Source organism: Kibdelosporangium banguiense (assembly GCF_017876405.1).
GTDB lineage: Bacteria > Actinomycetota > Actinomycetes > Mycobacteriales > Pseudonocardiaceae > Kibdelosporangium > Kibdelosporangium banguiense.
This window is the reverse complement of record NZ_JAGINW010000001.1, coordinates 10,247,507-10,264,500: the sequence shown is the minus strand read 5'-3', so window position 1 is coordinate 10,264,500 and position 16,994 is coordinate 10,247,507. Positions and strand designations below refer to the sequence as shown.

General features: G+C 66.9%; 9 protein-coding genes. 6 read left to right on the top strand and 3 right to left on the bottom strand.

All coding sequences use genetic code 11. The features are described from left to right. Positions 1-38: 38 nt before the first annotated feature. Together JOF56_RS46250 and JOF56_RS46245 are read right to left on the bottom strand one after the other, a co-directional pair. Positions 39-2,684, bottom strand: coding sequence for an alpha-L-rhamnosidase (locus JOF56_RS46250; protein WP_209645863.1), 2,646 nt, complete (start codon positions 2,682-2,684; stop codon positions 39-41). 51 nt (positions 2,685-2,735) lie between these two features. After that, positions 2,736-3,725: a LacI family DNA-binding transcriptional regulator gene (locus tag JOF56_RS46245; RefSeq protein ID WP_307855568.1), complete on the bottom strand. Its 990-nt coding sequence runs from the start codon at positions 3,723-3,725 to the stop codon at positions 2,736-2,738. Positions 3,726-4,014: 289 nt separating this feature from the next. On the opposite strand from JOF56_RS46245, the gene JOF56_RS46240 reads away from it, so the two are divergent. The 6 genes from JOF56_RS46240 to JOF56_RS60465 all read left to right on the top strand — a co-directional run bounded on the left by JOF56_RS46240 (position 4,015) and on the right by JOF56_RS60465 (position 14,023). Then, the gene (locus JOF56_RS46240) at positions 4,015-5,334 is read left to right on the top strand and encodes an ABC transporter substrate-binding protein (protein ID WP_209645861.1); all 1,320 of its coding nucleotides are present in this window, start codon (positions 4,015-4,017) and stop codon (positions 5,332-5,334) included. Between the two features lie 33 nt (positions 5,335-5,367). Next, positions 5,368-6,345, top strand: coding sequence for a carbohydrate ABC transporter permease (locus JOF56_RS46235; protein WP_209645860.1), 978 nt, complete (start codon positions 5,368-5,370; stop codon positions 6,343-6,345). After that, positions 6,342-7,205, top strand: a complete 864-nt coding sequence (locus tag JOF56_RS46230) for a carbohydrate ABC transporter permease (protein ID WP_245378682.1) — start codon at positions 6,342-6,344, stop codon at positions 7,203-7,205. The genes JOF56_RS46235 and JOF56_RS46230 overlap by 4 nt, the downstream gene beginning before the upstream one ends. 29 nt (positions 7,206-7,234) lie before the next feature. Beyond that, a complete protein-coding gene (locus tag JOF56_RS46225; protein ID WP_209645859.1) occupies positions 7,235-9,628 on the top strand; it encodes a glycoside hydrolase family 3 N-terminal domain-containing protein in 2,394 nt (797 codons plus the stop codon). 98 nt (positions 9,629-9,726) lie between these two features. After that, complete coding sequence (locus JOF56_RS46220) at positions 9,727-12,384, top strand: GH116 family glycosyl-hydrolase (RefSeq protein WP_209645858.1); 2,658 nt, start codon at positions 9,727-9,729, stop codon at positions 12,382-12,384. An 82-nt stretch (positions 12,385-12,466) separates the two neighbouring features. Then, positions 12,467-14,023: a glycoside hydrolase family 43 protein gene (locus JOF56_RS60465; RefSeq protein WP_307855567.1), complete on the top strand. Its 1,557-nt coding sequence runs from the start codon at positions 12,467-12,469 to the stop codon at positions 14,021-14,023. A 96-nt stretch (positions 14,024-14,119) separates the two neighbouring features. On the opposite strand, the gene JOF56_RS46210 is transcribed toward JOF56_RS60465, so the two are convergent. Then, the gene (locus JOF56_RS46210) at positions 14,120-16,408 is read right to left on the bottom strand and encodes an ATP-binding protein (RefSeq protein ID WP_307855566.1); all 2,289 of its coding nucleotides are present in this window, start codon (positions 16,406-16,408) and stop codon (positions 14,120-14,122) included. Between the last annotated feature and the right edge of the window lie 586 nt (positions 16,409-16,994).

Sequence of the window (16,994 nt, the reverse complement as noted above, 5' to 3'; positions counted from 1 at the left end):
TTTCACAGGTCATGGACGAGCGCCTCTTGGCCGGCGAACTAGCGTTCGGTTTGGTCCTGGACAGCGGGAACAGGCTCACGCGTCTGTTCGGGTTGTTCGAGAAGGCAAGTGAAGACGTGGATGCCGCTGCCGACCGCGCGCTCAGCCGAGCCGTCCGGAAGAGCGACCCATCCCGTTGTGCCGATCGGCAGCTTCAGGCAGAGGGTGAACAGACGTCCCTCGAGGTTCCACGACACGCTGACATCACCGTACGGCGTGCGGTGAGTCGCGCCGGCGCTGGACAGTGTGCCGCCAGGCTTGGGTGCGACCAGAACCTCTCGATATCCCGGCGCCGACGGTGCGAGGCCGGCCACGGTGCGGTGCATCCAGTCGGCGATGCTGCCGAGCGCGTAGTGGTTGAACGAGGTCATCTCGCCGGGATTGATGGTGCCGTCCGGCAACATGCTGTCCCAGCGCTCCCAGACTGTGGTCGCACCGAGGGTGACGGGGTGCAGCCAGCTGGGAGATTCTGTCTGCTGCAGGAGGCGGTAAGCCGCCTCCAGGTGGCCGGTGGAGGTGAGTGCGTCGCAGATGATCGGCGTCCCGATGAAGCCGGTGCCGATTCGGTGACCACTGTCGAGCACGAGCCGCGCGAGCCGATCGCCTGCCGTGCGCCTCTGATTCGGTGCGAGCAGGTCGAAGACGAGGGCAAGAGCGTACGAGGTCTGCGACTCCCGGTGAGCTGTCCCGTCGGAGGCGAAGAACTCGGCGAAGACGGCTCTCCGGTCCTTGGCGAGTTGCTGGAATTTGACCGCGTCCCGGGTGCGGTCCAGTGCGTTCGCCATCGCCGCGATCATGTCGAGAGAGCGGACCTGATAGGCGGCGAGGACCAGGGCCGGGTCGGTCGCGCCATCGCCCGGCCGGTCGGGCGGGGCGGTCGGATCGAGCCAGTCGCCGAACTGGTGCGATGACGACCGCGGGTCCCGTGGATCGAGGGACAGCAGGGCTTGTGTCCAAGCCACCGCACTCGAATACTGCCGCTCCAGCACCCCGGCATCGCCGAATCGCTGGTACAGGGTCCACGGCACGATCGTCGCGGCATCTCCCCAGCCGGCCATCAGGGGCTCCGCCTGGACGTCGCGGCGTCCGGGGTGCCAGACGTCCACCCAGGGAACGAAGATCGGGACCTTGCCGCCGGGCTCCTGATCCGCCGCCAGGTCGCGTAACCACGACGACAACATGCCCGCGCAGTCGTACAGAAAACCGGCGGTCGGCGCGAACGCCGCGATGTCTCCCGTCCAGCCGAGGCGCTCGTCGCGTTGCGGGCAGTCGGTGGGAATGCCGAGGAAGTTGCCGCGCATGCTCCAGACGACGTTGTCGTGCAGGCGTTGCAGAAGCGGGTCCGAGCAGGTGAAGGTTCCGGTGGCCGCCATGTCCGTGTGGCAGACGACGGCCCGGACCGCACCGACAGGGGGCACTCCATCCTTGCTCGGCCACCCGCCGATCTCGACGTAGCGGAAGCCATGCACCGTGAAACGTGGCTCCCAGTGCTCTGTATCTCCGCCGCGAAGCGTGTAGACATCTCGTGCTAGCGCCGAACGCAACGGCCTGGTTCCCAGTTCACCGTGCTCCAGGACTTCGGCGTGCCGAAGTTCGATCCTGTGGCCGGCAGGTCCCGCGACAGTGAGCTGAACACGGCCGACGAGGTTCTGCCCGAAGTCCAGAAGGACTCGTCCGGCTGGGGATCGGATGACTCGCACCGGCTGGATCGTCTCCGTCCTGCGCACGGGCGGAGATTCCGGAGCAGCGAGAACCGAGTGGTCGAAGGGGAGGACCTCGGCCGGTGCCCAGTCAGCGGGCCCGTCGGAGGCAATAGACCAGTCGTCGCGAAGCAGCCGCGCGTCGTAGTCCTCGCCGTCGTAGAGGTCGCTCGAGATCACGGGACCGAGGCCCCAGGACCAGTCGGCGCCGGTGGCGATGGTTTCCCGGCTGTCGTCGCGGTAGGTGAGCTCGAGCTGCGCCAGAAGACCCAGGTCCTGGCCGTACACTTCGCGCCGCCCCGTCCAGCCCATGCGGCCGCGATACCAGCCGTCTGCGACCATGACGCCGATCGCGTTCGGTCCGTCGCGCAGATGAGTCGTGATGTCGTGCGTGCGGTACAAAAGGCGGTGCTGGTAGCTGGTCCACTCCGGTGCGAGCACATCGTCGCCGACCCGCTCGCCATTGATTTCCGCTTCGTAGACGCCAAGTGCCGTTACGTAGAGCCGTGCCTGGAGCAGGTCGTCCCGGACCGTGAACTCCCGGCGGAAGACAGGGAGGCGTTCGGTCGTCGCCCTAGGCGAGACCATGAGCGCCGACCAGTCGTTCGCGTGGAGGAGCCCGGTTTCCAGTTGTAGCGGTTCGCTCCACTCCGTGGGAGCCGTCTCATCGTGACCCCAGACCCGGACGCGGGCGCGCACCTGTTCCCGCGAGCCGAGCGGCGGGAAGGGCCACGGCACGAGCACTGACTCGTCGCTGCGGATTTGTCCGCTGGTACTGCGGGAGAAGTCGCGCTCAAGCTCGATCTCGTAGGACTCTTGGCGCCAGTTCGGTGAGTCCCCCTCGATCAGCCAGGACAAGCGTGGTCGTGGTGTACCCAGTCCGAGGCCATCACGCAGATGCTCGACGGTCGGTGTTCGAACACGTACGACGGGAGAAGCGGGCATGGTGTCAGACCGAATCCTTTGTGGAGAGTGACGGCGAATCGGCAAGCCCGCTCAAGACGCCGGGGGTGGTGCGCTCGTGTTGCGCTCCACGAGTTTGGGGGTGACGGAGTAGGAGACCGGAGCGTCCCGGCCCTCGAGTCGCTCGCGCAGCAGGCGCGCACTCACCGAGCCGGTCAACGTCCCCGACTGATCGATGGTCGTCAACGAGATCTGGGGGACCGCGGAGACGTTCGTGTTGTCGTAGCCGGTGACGGTGAGGTCCTCGGGTACACGCAGACCGCGCTCACTGGCAGCTCTCAACACGCCGAGGGCGGCGATGTCGGCACCAGCGAACACAGCCGTGGGTGGATTGGCGCGCCCTAAAGCTTCAAGGGCTCCGCGGTAACCGCCGTCTTCGGTGTAGGAGGTCGTGACGACGTCCGGTTCGAGGCCTCTCTCAAGCATGGCGGCGACATATCCATCGGCCCGCGCGGTGTGCGAGAGGACCGAAGGGCGTCGAAGCTCGCCCATCGGATGCGATATGTGACAGATCCGGCGATGCCCGAGGTCCGCCAGGTGCTCCACCATCAGGGCCGCCCCCATCGCATCGTCGTCGACCACGCTGTCGTAGTTGCGGCCACGGCCGTGCCGGGCGATCACGACGACCGGCACGATGTCCGCCAGTTCCTCCAGTCGCGCGGTGGGCACGTTGGGCGCGATCAGCACGAGGCCGTCGACGTTGCTGTCGATCAGCGTCTCGATGCTGCGTTGCTGCCGGTCGGGAGTTGGTCCTCCTGGGCCGAGCACGACCTGGTAGGCAGACCCTTCGAACTCGGCCTGGACACCTTCCACGATCTCCGGTGCGAAGGGCGACCGGATGTCGGAGAGAAGGACGCCGACGGTGAACGTGCGCCCGCGCATTGATCGCGCGCCGGTTCGTGGCCGGTACCCGAGTCCCTCGATCGCACCCTGAACCTTGTCCCTCATCTCGGCGCTCACGCCGTAGGCATCTCTGAGCACCTTGGACACCGCGGACACCGAGACGCCGGCCTCTCGAGCCACGTCGCGGATGGTTGGCCGGGGAAGCTGCGGTCTTGTCGACACCACACGCCCTCTTCGCAGATGAAGACTTCTGTCGACACCGTTCTACACGCAGTGCGGCAACGCTGACAAGCCGTATCTGACGGTCGCTGACCTCGTCAGCAAGGTCTTGTCACGACTGTCAGGAACCTATTGACGGCAGATTGCGCCCGCCTTACGGTTGCGGCGTGTAGAACATTGCACACTCTCTCCACCAGCCCCGTCCGGGCGTTCGGGGGCGCTCCTGGATCGAACGAAGGGACACTCAGTGTTGAGTTCCGACCGACGGCGCGGCGTCGTCACCGCCGCTGCCGCCGCGCTTTGTCTCACGGTTGCCGCCGGTTGCTCCTCGGGAAGCGGCGGCGCTCAAGGTTCCACGACCGCCGACCTGTCCGGACCGGCGCCCACCGGCGTCACGCTGACCCTGTGGCACAACACAGCGGACGGCAAGGCGCTGCTCAACCTCTACAAGGCCTACGAGAAGGCCTCAGGCAACAAGATCGAGTTCTTCGACGTCCCGGCTGACTCGTTCGAGAACACCGTCCAGGCCAAGTGGGCGACCGGTGCGCGCCCCGATGTCCTGGAATACCACGGCGTCAGCAGTGCGATCCGAACCCTCAACGGCGCCAACACACTGGTCGACCTGTCGAGCATGCCGTTCGTGGCCAAGGAGGGCGCCCTGGCCAAGGTCTCGGGCAACCTCGACGGCAAGACCTACGCCGTCACTCTCGGCTTCCCGCAGGTCTTCGGCGTCTACTACAACAAGACGGTGTTCACGAAGGCCGGAGTCAAGCCTCCGCAGACCTTCGCTGATCTCAAGACTGTCTGCCAGACGCTCAAGACGCAGGCGCCTGGTGTGGCCCCGATCTTCGAGGCCGGCGGTTCCGGCTGGCCGCCTCAGATCCTGCCCGGCAACTACATGGCCAGCGCCAACGAGAACGACGCCTACGCCCAATCCGTGGTCGAGGGCAAGGCGAAGGTCAACGATCCCGGCGGCCCCTTCGTCGCAGCACTGACCGCCTACGACGACCTTCGCAAGAGCGGCTGCTTCAACTCCGACGCCAACACCGCGAAGTACGAGGACTCGCTGAAGGCCGTCTACGAGGGACGTGCGGCCATGGTCGCCCAGCACTCCGACAACGTCGCCACGTTCAACACCAACGCCGGTGGTGACACCAAGAAGGTCGACGAGACCATCGGATTCGCCGGTGTGTCCGGCGGAGGTTCGAAAGCCTGGTTCGCACCTAGCCCGCTTGGCACCTACTACGTGCCCAGGAATCAGGACACGACCAAGCAGCGCGCCGCGCTCGACTTCGTCAACTGGATCAGCACCACCGGCTATCCGGACTACGTCAAGCAATCCCAGGCTCTGCCCACGATGTCCGGTGTGACGGCGCCCGAACTGCAGGGCCTGACCCTCGAGATCGGCAAGGCCTACGAGTCCAGCACCTTGGGCATCGGCTCCAACATCCCCGGCTTCAACGCCTTCGGTTCTCTCGCCGCCCAACTGCTCGCCGGTCAGCTGACGCCGCAGGAGGCCGCCGACAAGGTCCAGCTGAGCGTGCAGCAGGCCATCGCGGCTGGGAAGTGACGACCTGATGACGGGGCCGGGGAGGCGAAGCGGATGACAGAGGTGAGTGCCGAGGTGAAGGCATCGGGCAGAACCGGGAGGAAACCGGAACGTCCTTCGGGAACGCCGGCCCCTGCTGGCCGACGACGTCTGCGCCGGGCTGGTGAACGGTCGACGTTGCACCACTATCTCTTCGCAGCGCCTTCGATCGTGCTCGTCGCGATCTTCTTCCTGGCCCCGTTCGTCCTCAGCGCAGGCCTGGCTTTCACGCGGTGGACCGGTTTCAGCAATGTGATCACCTTCAACGGGCTCGACAACTTCCGGATTCTCGACGAGCTCGGTGTCCTGTGGCACGCGATCGGTGTCACCATCGCCTACGCGGTGATCGCGATGCTCGTCCAGAACGCCGTCAGCCTGACGCTCGCGCTGGCGATGCAGCGCTCCAACATGATCAACTCGTTCTTCCGGTCGATCTTCTTCATTCCCGTGCTGATCTCGCCACTCGCGGCCGGCTACGTCTGGTCGGCGCTGCTGGCGCCGAAGGGACCGATCAACGGCTTCCTCGACTTCCTGCTGCCCGGCGGGTTCGACTTCGCCTGGCTCGGGCACGATCTCTCGGCCCTCGTCGTGGTCGCCTCGATCGACGCCTGGAAGTGGAGCGGGCTCATCACGCTCGTCTACATCGCGGGCCTCAACGCCATCCCTGCCTCCCTCGTGGAGGCGGCCATGATCGACGGAGCCGGCCGCTGGCGACGGTTCTGGCAGATCAAATGGCCGCTTCTCGCGCCGGCGGTGACGTTCAACGTCGTGGTCACCCTCGTCGGAGCCTTCAGCGCGTTCGACATCATCGTCGCCACCACCAGCGGTGGCCCCGGCAACGCGACCAGCGTCCTCAACATCACCATGTACCAGCAGTTCGGGCAGAGCTACTTCGGCACGGCGAGCGCCCTGGGCTTCGTCGTCACCGTGATGGTCGTGCTCACGGCCGTCCCGCTGGTCACGTGGCTTCGCCGTCGGGAGGTGGCCGCATGACGACCGTGCCCAACGTACGGCGCCACCCACGGCGCCGCGCGCTCATGCCCATCATCCGCTACACCGCGCTGAGCCTGTTCGCGCTGCCGTGGATCGTTCTCCCGTTCTGGATGGTCCTGGTGAACTCCTTCAAGACCGAAGGAGAGGCGAACGGGCTCACGATGAGCTGGCCCACCGAGTGGGCGGCGGGGGAGAACTTCTCGACCGTCATCACCGCCGGGCACTACTTCACCGGCCTGCGCAACAGCCTGTTCATCGCCGTCCCGACGATCGTCGCCGTACTGCTGCTCGCCTCGATGGCGGCCTGGAGCTACGGCCGGTCGAAGTCCCGGACCCTCAAGTTCACCTACCTCGCGTCGATCCTGTCGATCGTCCTGCCGCCGGCGATCATCCCGACGACGTTCGTGCTCCAGCAGCTCGACCTCAACGGTAGCGCGCTGGGCTACCTGCTGACGGTCATCGGCACCAGGGTCGGCGGAGTCATCTTCCTGGCGACCGGGTTCGTCCGCGCGCTGCCGCCCGACATGGAGGAGGCGGCGGAGATCGACGGCGCCAGCCATTGGCAGGTCTACCGGCACATCATCCTGCCGATGTTGTCGCCGGTGCTGTTCGTGGGCACCGTCATCATGATCATCTCGGTGTGGAACGACTTCTACTTCGCGCTGTTCCTCCTGCAGGACTCGGCCAGCGCGACACTGCCGCTGACGCTCTACCAGTTCGCGTCGGCATCCACGCACGGAGTCCGCTGGAACCTGGTGTTCACCCACGTTCTGCTCACCAGCCTGCCACTCATCATCACGTACATCGTTCTCCAGCGCCGGGTTCTCGCGGGTCTCGCCGAAGGCGGCGTGAAGGGCTGAGCAAGGCCGAGAAAGAGAAAGCGAGAACAATGCTCGACTACCGTGACACCAGTCTTTCCGCGGACGCGCGTGCCGCAGCGCTGCTCAGCCAGTTGACGATCGAGGAGAAATGCAGCCAGCTCGTCGGTGTCTTTCCCTGGGTTCTCGTCGACGCCGACGGTTCGGACGCGGAGGGCTCCGCGGAGGTTCTTCGAAACCCGCCGGGTCACGTGGCGGGTTTGACGGCCGACGACCCGAAGCGGCTGGCTTCGCTCACGGGGGCCGTTCAGCGCAAGCTGGTCACGCAGACCAGGCTCGGCATTCCCGCCATCATCCACGGCGAAGCACTCAACGGCTTCGTCGCGGGAGGCCACACCACGTTTCCCACCGGTACCGGGCTCGCGGCGACGTGGAGCCCGGAGCTGGTCGAGCGCATGGCGAGTGTCATCCGCGAGCAGATGTGCCGGACCGGGGTCCGGCAGGCGCTGTCGCCCGTGCTGGACGTCGCGCTGGATCCGCGCTGGGGCCGGGTCCACGAGACCTACGGCGAGGACCCGTACCTCATCGCGGCGCTCGGGGTCGCCTTCGTGAGCGGCCTTCAGGGGCCCGACCTGCGCAACGGCGTCATCGCGACGGCGAAGCACTTCCTCGGCTACGGCCTCGCGGAAGGGGGCATCAACCTCTCCGCGGCGGAGACGGGCTCCCGGCGACTCCGGGACGTTTTCGCCTACCCGTTCGAAGCGGCTGTTCAAATCGCCGGGATGCGTTCGGTGATGAACTCCTACGGCGATGTCGACAACGTGCCAGTCGGCGTGAACCGCGAGATCCTCACGGAACTTCTGCGCGACACCATGGGTTTCGATGGGTTCGTCTCGTCGGACTACGCGACCACCGAGCACCTCGTCGAACGGCAGCGTGTGGCCTCCGATCCCGCGCACGCCGGGCGGCTGGCCATCGCGGCGGGGCTCGACGTGGAGCTGCCGACGGCGTACGCGTATGGAGACGTGCTGGCGAAGGAAGTGCGGCGCGGCGCGGTCGACCTGCGTGACGTCGACGCGTCTGTCGAGCGCGTCCTGCGCGCCAAGTTCGAGCTCGGCCTCTTCGAGAACCCGTATCCGCAGGAGCGAATCACCCTCAACGCGGTCGCCGAGGAGGGCCGCGAGCTGTCCCTCGAGCTTGCGCGCAGGTCCGTTGTCCTTGCCAAGAACGACGGCATCCTGCCGCTTCCGGCAGGCAAGCTGAAGGTCGCGGTGATCGGACCGCACGCGGATGTCGTCACGTACCAGTTCCCGACATACGCCTACCCGGCCTGGCGGGAGATGATCGTCCGGATGTCGCGTGGCGAGCTGGGAAACGCCATCGGTGTCGAGCACACGGCTGTTGCCTGGAACGGCGAGCTGTTTCCCCCGGTGGATCCGGAGAGCTTCGTGCGGGAGCGTTACGACGCCACCTCTCTCGTGCAGGAGATCGGAGACTTCGCTCCCACGGTCGTCACGCAACCTGGCAGCGGCCTGACTCAGGAACTGGGGCCAGAGGCCGTCGAACGGGCCGTCCTCGCCGCCGGTGAGGCAGACGTCGTCGTCCTCGCACTCGGAGGCGCGAGCCTCTGGTTCAACAGCGATCGGACGGAAGGAGAAGCGAGCGACTCGGCCGACATCTCGCTGCCTGCGGCACAAGCAGCTCTCGCGGAAGCCGTGTCGGGCACGGGAAAGCCGCTCGTGGCCGTCCTCGTGCAGGGGCGCGCGTACACCCTGCCGGAGGCTGTGAAGAACGCGTCCGCCGTTGTCATCGCGCCCTACGGCGGGCCGTTCGGGCCGAAGGCAGTGGCGGAAGTGCTCTTCGGCATCACCAATCCCAGCGGCAAACTGCCCTACAGCATCCCGCGCCACACGGGCCAGATCCCCGTGTATCACCACCAGAAGACCGGAACCGGGCGCAGGAACCCTTACCCTCCAGCAGTTGCGCAGCACTACCTCGACATGCCCGCGACCCCGCTGTACACGTTCGGTCACGGTCTGAGCTACACGGACTTCGCTCTCACCGACGTCGCCCATGACTCCGAAGTGGACACTCACGGGTCCCTGAGCATCGCGTCGACCCTCACGAACACGGGAAGCATGGCCGGCGCCACGGTCGTCCAGCTGTACCTGCGGTTGACGAGCAGCGGGGTCGCACGGCCCGCGCAGCAACTGGGTGGTTTCAAGCGCGTCCATCTTGCTCCCGGCGAGTCGCGTCGGGTTTCTTTCCGGGTGGAGGCCGCGCAACTCGGCTGCACCAACATCGACCGTGAGTTCACTGTGGAGGCCGGGCCCGCGTCGTTCTTCATCGGGTTCGACTCCGACGGCCGGCAGTTGGAGGGCACTTTCGAACTGGTGGGTGCGCCCAGGGTCCTTGCCAGTGCGCAACGTTCCTTCCTGTCAGAGGCCGTGATCGAGGGCCAGTAGGGCCCGTGTCCCATCAGAACACCCTGAACGCGGGCGCGTGAACGCGCGCTCGTCATTGCTCCCCCTGCCCGGAGTCGTGCGGGAGAACGGAGAAAACCATGAAAGGTGTCCGACGCAGAGCCGTCCAGAGAGTCCTCGCGGGGCTCGCGGCAGTCGCGGTCGCCGTCCCGCTGGTGGCCGCCGTGCGCCAGCAGCCGGCGGCTGCCGCGGCACGGGACTACTTCCCCGTTCCCGACGCGGCGCTGGTCCGGCCGCTCGGGGTCATCGATCCAGGAACCTGTGCGCCGCCGCCCGCGGCGCAGGTGTGTCAGGGTGCGTCTCCCAACGCGTGGGACGCCATCTACGGCAATTTCCCGATCTCCGTGCCGGGGCTGGGCATTCCGGTGGGTGGAGTCGGTGCCGGCTCCTTCATGATCAATCAGGCGGGCACCTTCGGTCCGTGGAACTTCGGCGGGCAACAGGGGAGCAGCTGGGAGACGCGGATCGCGCCGCAGGCGGCCTTCCACGTGCGTGAGCAACTGGGGACGCAAACGCCTACGGTGCGCACCCTTGCCACAGATGGCCCGCAGCGAGTCGGTACCCAAGGACCCGTCGCACCGAGGTCATGGGGATCCCCGCTACCGGCGTGGAACGAACTCCAGCCTGGTGAGGGTGACTACGCGGCTCTGTATCCGTTCGGCTGGATGAACTACAAGCCGTTCAAGACCGACGTGTCCATGCGCTTCTTCTCCCCGATCGTCGCCAAGGAGGACAGGCGGACCTCGCTGCCTGTCGTCTACTTCGACGTGCGCATCGCGAACCACACTTCGCAGCGGGCCGACATGTCGGTGATGTTCACGATGCCGAATGCCCCAGGCCACGTGGCAGGCACCCGCACCGACCCAACCGTGGAACAGGGGCCCGCCTCCGTCCGCAAGGGTTTCAGCAGCCGCCACCGGCAGTTGGGTGGGGTCGAGGCGGTCACGCTGAGCGCCGACGATCCGGGCAACACGCCGGATGCCACGAAGTCCGAGTGGACGCTTGCCGCCATGCCCGCGCGTGGGCAGAAAGTCTCCTACACGACCTCCTGGAACGGGGCCGGAGACGGGGCTGACGTGTATGCGCCGTTCAGCGCCAGCGGCAAGTTGCCTGACAAGGCGCTCGACGATAGCGCATCGGCGGGTGCCGTCTCGGTGTCGGTGAAACTGGCTCCGGGCGAGGTCACCACGGTGCCCTTTGCGTTGGCATGGGACTTCCCTCAGGTCGGGTTCGCCAACAACCAGACGGTGTGGATGCGCCGCTACACCAACTTCTACGGGGCGAAGGAGAACCCGCAGAACGAGTACATCCCTGGCAGCTATCCCTTCCACCAGAGCTTCGCGATCGCGCGTGACGCACTCTGGTGTCGTGACGCGGCACTCCGCGCGGTTGAAGGGTGGTGGAAGCCGCTCGCGACAGATCCCGTCTACCCCAAGGTCGTTCGCACCTCGGCATTGAACGAGCTGTCGATGCTGGTGTTCAACAACTCGTTCTGGGAAGGCGGCCTGGTCAGCAACAGCATCGTTCCCACGAGCTTCTCGTCCGCCGGACCCGGTCAGCATCTAGGTGCCTCGAGACCGGGAACCCACCTGTTCGGCGTGCAGGACACCGGTGCGGGCGGCTTGTCCGGCATGGGCAGGACGACGGACATCCAGACCTATGGCTACAACGCCTACTTGAGGTTGTTCCCCAACCTGCTCGAAGGAACTCTCGCCGCCAGCGCGGAGGCGACCGAACGCGCCTTCAACCGCAATGCTCCGGATCTCTACGTGAGCACCCAGGACGGATCACCGTTCATCAAGTGGGGCAACGCGCAGGACGCCCCGATCCAGGGTGGAACAGACTCACGACCGCCGAAGCCGGGGGTGACGCAATGGGGCGACAGTCCGAGCAAGTTCATCTTCCACTGGTACGCGTACTCGAAGTTGACCGGCGACCAGGACTTCCTGCGCGAGACCTGGCCGGCCATGAAACACGAGATCTCGTTCCTCCAGGCGTTGATCCCGCCGGGTACCCACCTGCCCGTCGACTCGACGTCGTTCGCGAACATCTACAATGGACTACCGCAGACCGGTGCGGGGCTCTACAACTCCCAGCTGTACCTTCTCGCGCTCTCGGCCGCGATCGCCAGCGGTGACCAGCTTGGCGGCGAGGCCAGCTACGTGGCGCGTCTGCGCGCCGACCTGGCGGCGGCCAAGACCGAGTTCGAGGCAGTGTTCTGGAACGCCGAGAAGGGTTACTACCGGTTCACCAGCTCCGGCCCCTACGCCGACCACATGTTCCTCGACGCCTTCTTCGCGCAGCACCTCGCCGAGGACGTGGGGTTGCCGGACATCGTCGACAAGGCGCGGCATGCCCAGCAGCTGGCCAGGCACCACTCCGCCCTGCGGCGGTACAACGCGGACGGCGAGCTGATCGGGTCCACAACCGTGGCGATCCCCGGGGCCCAGCCTGGAACGACCGGCCCCGGCATCAACACCGGCACGAACTACCTCGCCGCGGCGGACCTGTACCGCACCGGGACGCATACCAGGGATCCGAACCTCAAACGGTCCGGAGTGGAGCTCGCCAGTGCGATCGCGCACCAGACCTGGTTCAGAAGCGACAACGGTTTCGCGTTCAACCCGCCCAACTTCTGGACAGACGGCAGCACTCATCAGTACTACTACCCGGCCTACTCCCAGGTGATGGGGGTATGGGATCTGATGCACGCCATCAAGCCCATCACCACCTCATGAACCGCGCCGCGGCCCTCGCTCACGGCGAGGGCCGCGGCGTCCAGGAACACGCCATACCGAACCAAGGCAAGGTGGACGAGTCGTGACCAGGAACGTTTCGCCAGGCGCCGACGCGTGGCCGAACCCCCTCATCCCCGGCATGAACCCGGACCCGAGCTGTATCCAGGTAGATGACCACTACTACGCGATCACCTCGACCTTCGAGTACCTCCCGGCGATACCGGTCTACCGGTCGGACGACCTGAGGACGTGGCATCACATCGGCAATGTCGCCACCCGGCAAGAACAAGTGGGGCTGCTGCGATGCCCGGCCGGTGGAGGGGTCTGGGCGCCCACCATCCGCTACTTCCGCGGCACCTTCCACGTCATCGTCACCGTGGCGAACAGCCCGCGAGGGTGCGTCCTGTTCACCGCGCAGGACCCGGCCGGACCGTGGAGTGACGGTCTGTCGTTCCCCGGGATCTACGGCATCGATCCCGATCTCGCCTGGGACGGCGACGACGCGTACGTGACTTTCAGCGGACTGCACAGGACGGAGTCGTCCATCGGCCCGCTGGACGGCATCATGCAAGCTCGAGTCGATCTCACCTCGGGCGAGCTGCTCGAGGAGCCGCGACGGTTGTGGTCCGGCACCGGGTTGAGCGCCTCCGAAGGTCCGCATCTCCATCTCCGTGACGGCTTCTGGTACCTGTTCATCGCCGAGGGCGGAACCGAACGCGGCCACGCCGTGAGCGTGGCGCGCAGCCGAAGCATTCAAGGCCCGTTCGAGGGCGCTCCCCACAACCCGGTGCTCACCGCCTCTGGCCTTGACCGGCCGGTGATCAGCACTGGCCACGGGGACCTCGTCACCGCCCCTGACGGCCGTGACGCGCTGCTGCTGCTCGGTACCCGGCCGGTGGACCGCGCCAGGGCGTTCTCGGTGCTGGGGCGAGAGACCTTCGTGACGACCGTGGACTGGATCGATGGATGGCCCACGCCACGTCCCGTCGAACTGGCGCCCCGTCAGGAGCCGTGCGTCGAGCACTTCGAGCTAGCGGGCACAGCCGCCCTTGACGACCCGGGATGGCTCGCGGTGCGGCGCCCGCCGGCCGCTGTGTTGGCGGCCGTTCCGCAGACGCGAGACGGTTGGCTGACGTTGCAGGGCGAAGGGGAGCTGCTGCGATCCCGGACTCCAGCGTACGTCGGTCGGCGTCAACGGCACCTCGCCTGCAGCGTCGAAGTCGAAGTCGACTGCAACGGCGGTTCTGGGGGCTTGGCTCTCCGCTTCGACGAGGAGTCCTCGCTGACTCTCCTCGCCGAACGCGGCACCGATCCGGCGGTCAACACCATCAGTGCCAAAATCGACCTCCCCGGGTTGTGCCACTCGACCTCGATCGACGTGCCCGGCGGACTGGTAATCCTGCGTCTCGGCACGAAACCACCGGCGCCTCGCTATCCGCCCTGGGCAGAGGGCGGCGACATCATCACGCTCAGCGTCGTCGACGCCAACGGCGGCGAGACCGAAGTGGCGAACCTGGACGGACGCTATTGGGCTGTTGAAACCGCCACTCCCTTCACTGGGAGGGTCATCGGCATGATCGCGGATGACGGCCGCGTCCACTTCCGCCACTTCCGGTACCACGGCGCGGCCGGGACTTGAGCCGGCAGCGTGGGCGATCTCCCGGCGGCGACCCACAAGAGCTCGTCATCTCGCCCGGTAGGTTGTCCACCGGCCGATCCGACCCGGTACGCGCCGTCATGGATTACGCTCCTTCTGCTGTTGGGTGATCCAGGCGGCGAGCTGGGTGCGTTTGGTGAAACCGAGCTTGGCCAGGATGCGCTCGACATGGCCTTCGGCGGTGCGCTGGGCGATCACCAGCCGAGCGGCGATGTCCTTGTTGGACAGTCCCTGCGCGACCAACTCGGCGACCTGCCGTTCCCGGCGGGTCAATGGCGTCCCCGCGGTATCCCTCGCGGTGGCGGTCGGGGTGGCGGGCGCGGGTTTCTCGCTAAGCGCGTAGGCGATGGCTTGGTCGAGGTCGAGGTCGGCGCCGCGCGCGAAGGCGGCCTGGAACGCGCGGTCGCCGAGGGTGCGGCGGGCCTGCTGCTCGCATGTCTCGTGTGCGGCCAGGTGACGCGAGGAGCCGAACAACGGGTCGCCGCCGACTAGAGGCCACAGTTGCTGCGCCACGCCGAGCAGCACCGCGGCCCGCTCGTCCTCGCCGGCCGTCCCGGCGATCCAGGCCAGCTGCTCGATCGTCAACGCCCTGCCGAAAATGTCGTGGAAGACGTGTGCGGCCCGGAGGCCGTCCTTGGTGTGTGTGCTGGCCAGGGCCACCTCGCCCCGGGTCCATTCGGTGAAGGCCAATGTGTTGAGCATCCGGCCCCGCGCCCAGTGCTCGCCGCGCTGCTCGCACAGTGCGCAGGCCTGCCGGCACAGTGTGATGGCACGGGCGAGGTCACCTTGGAAAACGGCTGTCGTGGCCAGCGCGCTATAGGCCATGATCACGGTGGTGTTCAGTTCGCCGAGAGTGTCGAAGCGCGCCACGGCATCCTCCAGCAGGGCCCGCGCGCGCCGGAAGTCGCCGCTGCACCATGCGACAGCTCCCTGAATGAACAGGGCGTACGCGAGCATGGTCTGGTCGTCATGCTGCTGGGCCCAGTCGCGACACTGCGGGGCCATGGCCGTGGCGGCGGGAAGGTCACCCTGCACTATGGCGAGGATGGTGTTGCGCCACAGTGCAGTGGCCCGCGTCCTGCTCGGCTCGGTGTCCTGGGCCAGTGCCCGGTCCAGCCAGTGGCGTCCCTCGGCCACGAAGCCGCAGCTGAACCAGTAGAAGAACAGGGCAGCGGCCATGCACAGCCCGGTCTGGGACTCGCCCGGGGTGCTCAGGCAGAACTCCAGCGCGGCCTGCAGGTTGGGGTGCTCACCTCGGATGCGGGCGGCCACTCTCCGCTGAGTGGGGCCGAACCACTCGGCCTCGCCGCGTTCGGCCAGATCCAGGTAGTAGTCCCGGTGCCGCCGACGCAGTACCGCCTCCGCCCCGGCCGCGCGCAGGGTGTGCCGTCCGTAGTGGCGGAGGGTGTCCAGCAGCCGGTAGCGGGCCGGGAGGCCGTGGTCGTGGTCCTCTCTGATCAGAATGGACTTGTCGACCAGCCCGGCCACGAGATCGAGCACCTGGTCGCGGTGGATGCCGTCACCAGTACAGACCGTTTCGGCTGCGTCGAGGTCGAACCCGCCGGCGAACACCGACACCCGGGCCCACAGCGCCTGCTCCGCCGACGAGCACTGCCCGTAGCTCCAGTCGACCACCGCCCGCAACGTCTCGTGGCGGGCCGGCACCTCCCGCCAGCCTGCGCGCAGGAGCCGGAACCGGTCGTCCAGCCGGTGCAGGATCTGCTCCGGCGAGAACACCCGCAGCCGCGCCGCGGCCAGCTCGATGGCCAACGGCAACCCGTCCAGCCGGCGGCAGATCCGCGCCAGTGTCGTCCGATTGTCGGTCGTGACCTCAAAGCCGGGCCGCACGAGCGTCGCGCGCTCCGCGAACAGGCGGATCGCCTCGTTGCCAACCAGTTTCCCCGGCGACATCCGCTCCGGGTTCGGCAGCGGCAGCGACGGCACCGCAAAGATGTGTTCGCCCAGGACGCGCAGGGCGTGTCGGCTGGTGGCCAGGATCCGTAGTCCTGGCGCTACAGGGAGCAGGTCGGTCGCCAGCCCCGCGCACCGGTCCACCAGATGCTCACAGTTGTCCAGCACCAGCAATAACTGCTTGTCCCGCAGGTAGTCCACCAACACCTCCCGCGGCGGCCGCGCGGACTGATCCCGCAGCCCCACGGTGTCCGCGACCGTCTGCTCCAGCAGTGTCTGGTCCTGCAACGCGGCCAACTCGACCAGCCACACCCCGTCGGTGAACGCCCGCCGCACCCCGGCCGCCACCCGCAGCGCGAGTCGCGTCTTGCCGACACCACCGACACCGGTCAACGTCAGCAGCCGGGTGGCGGACAACAGCCGCCTGATCTCGGACAACTCCCGGCGGCGGTCCACGAAACTGGTGACCTCCGCAGGAAGATTGCCACCACGCGGCCGCGACCTAGCGCCCGACATCCCAGATCTCACGCTCGTAGCTGTCACCCAGACCCACGCCAGGCAGGTTCAACGCAACCACCAGCAATCACGATGCGTACACCGTGATCTTCCGCAGGGCACTACACAAACCTCCACAGAAAAAGACGCGGGGCAGCCAGCAAAATCGTGGGATCAAGCATACTCGTGGCCGGCCCCAGCGTTGTTGGCGTTCGCTGCGGATATGGACTTCCGCAAACGGCGTTACCTCGCGCAGGTGAAGCTGCTCGCCTTGGCCGGGTCGCCTGCCCGGTAGCGTGGCCAGGTGTCGATGTCCGGGTCGGTCGCATCGTATTTCCGCGAAAGGGTTTTTGACGCGCCGCCACCTCACTCGGCATCGCGACCGTCTCACAGGCCGCGCTGGCATCAGCGAAACTGTCGTCGTGATCAACGACTGACAATCCGGGCGCCCGTGGATCCGTCGACGACTACCGGGCAGTGCTTCGTTTAAGCTCGCGGGTGATCGCGGATCGGACGACCTTGATCGATGGCGTGCGGGCGCTGCCAC

Coding starts and splice junctions, on each gene's coding strand:
- JOF56_RS46250 (WP_209645863.1), bottom strand. CDS start 2,684: ATGCCCGCTTCTCCCGTCGTACGTGTTCGAACACCGACCGTCGAGCAT.
- JOF56_RS46235 (WP_209645860.1), top strand. CDS start 5,368: ATGACAGAGGTGAGTGCCGAGGTGAAGGCATCGGGCAGAACCGGGAGG.
- JOF56_RS46230 (WP_245378682.1), top strand. CDS start 6,342: ATGACGACCGTGCCCAACGTACGGCGCCACCCACGGCGCCGCGCGCTC.
- JOF56_RS46225 (WP_209645859.1), top strand. CDS start 7,235: ATGCTCGACTACCGTGACACCAGTCTTTCCGCGGACGCGCGTGCCGCA.
- JOF56_RS46220 (WP_209645858.1), top strand. CDS start 9,727: ATGAAAGGTGTCCGACGCAGAGCCGTCCAGAGAGTCCTCGCGGGGCTC.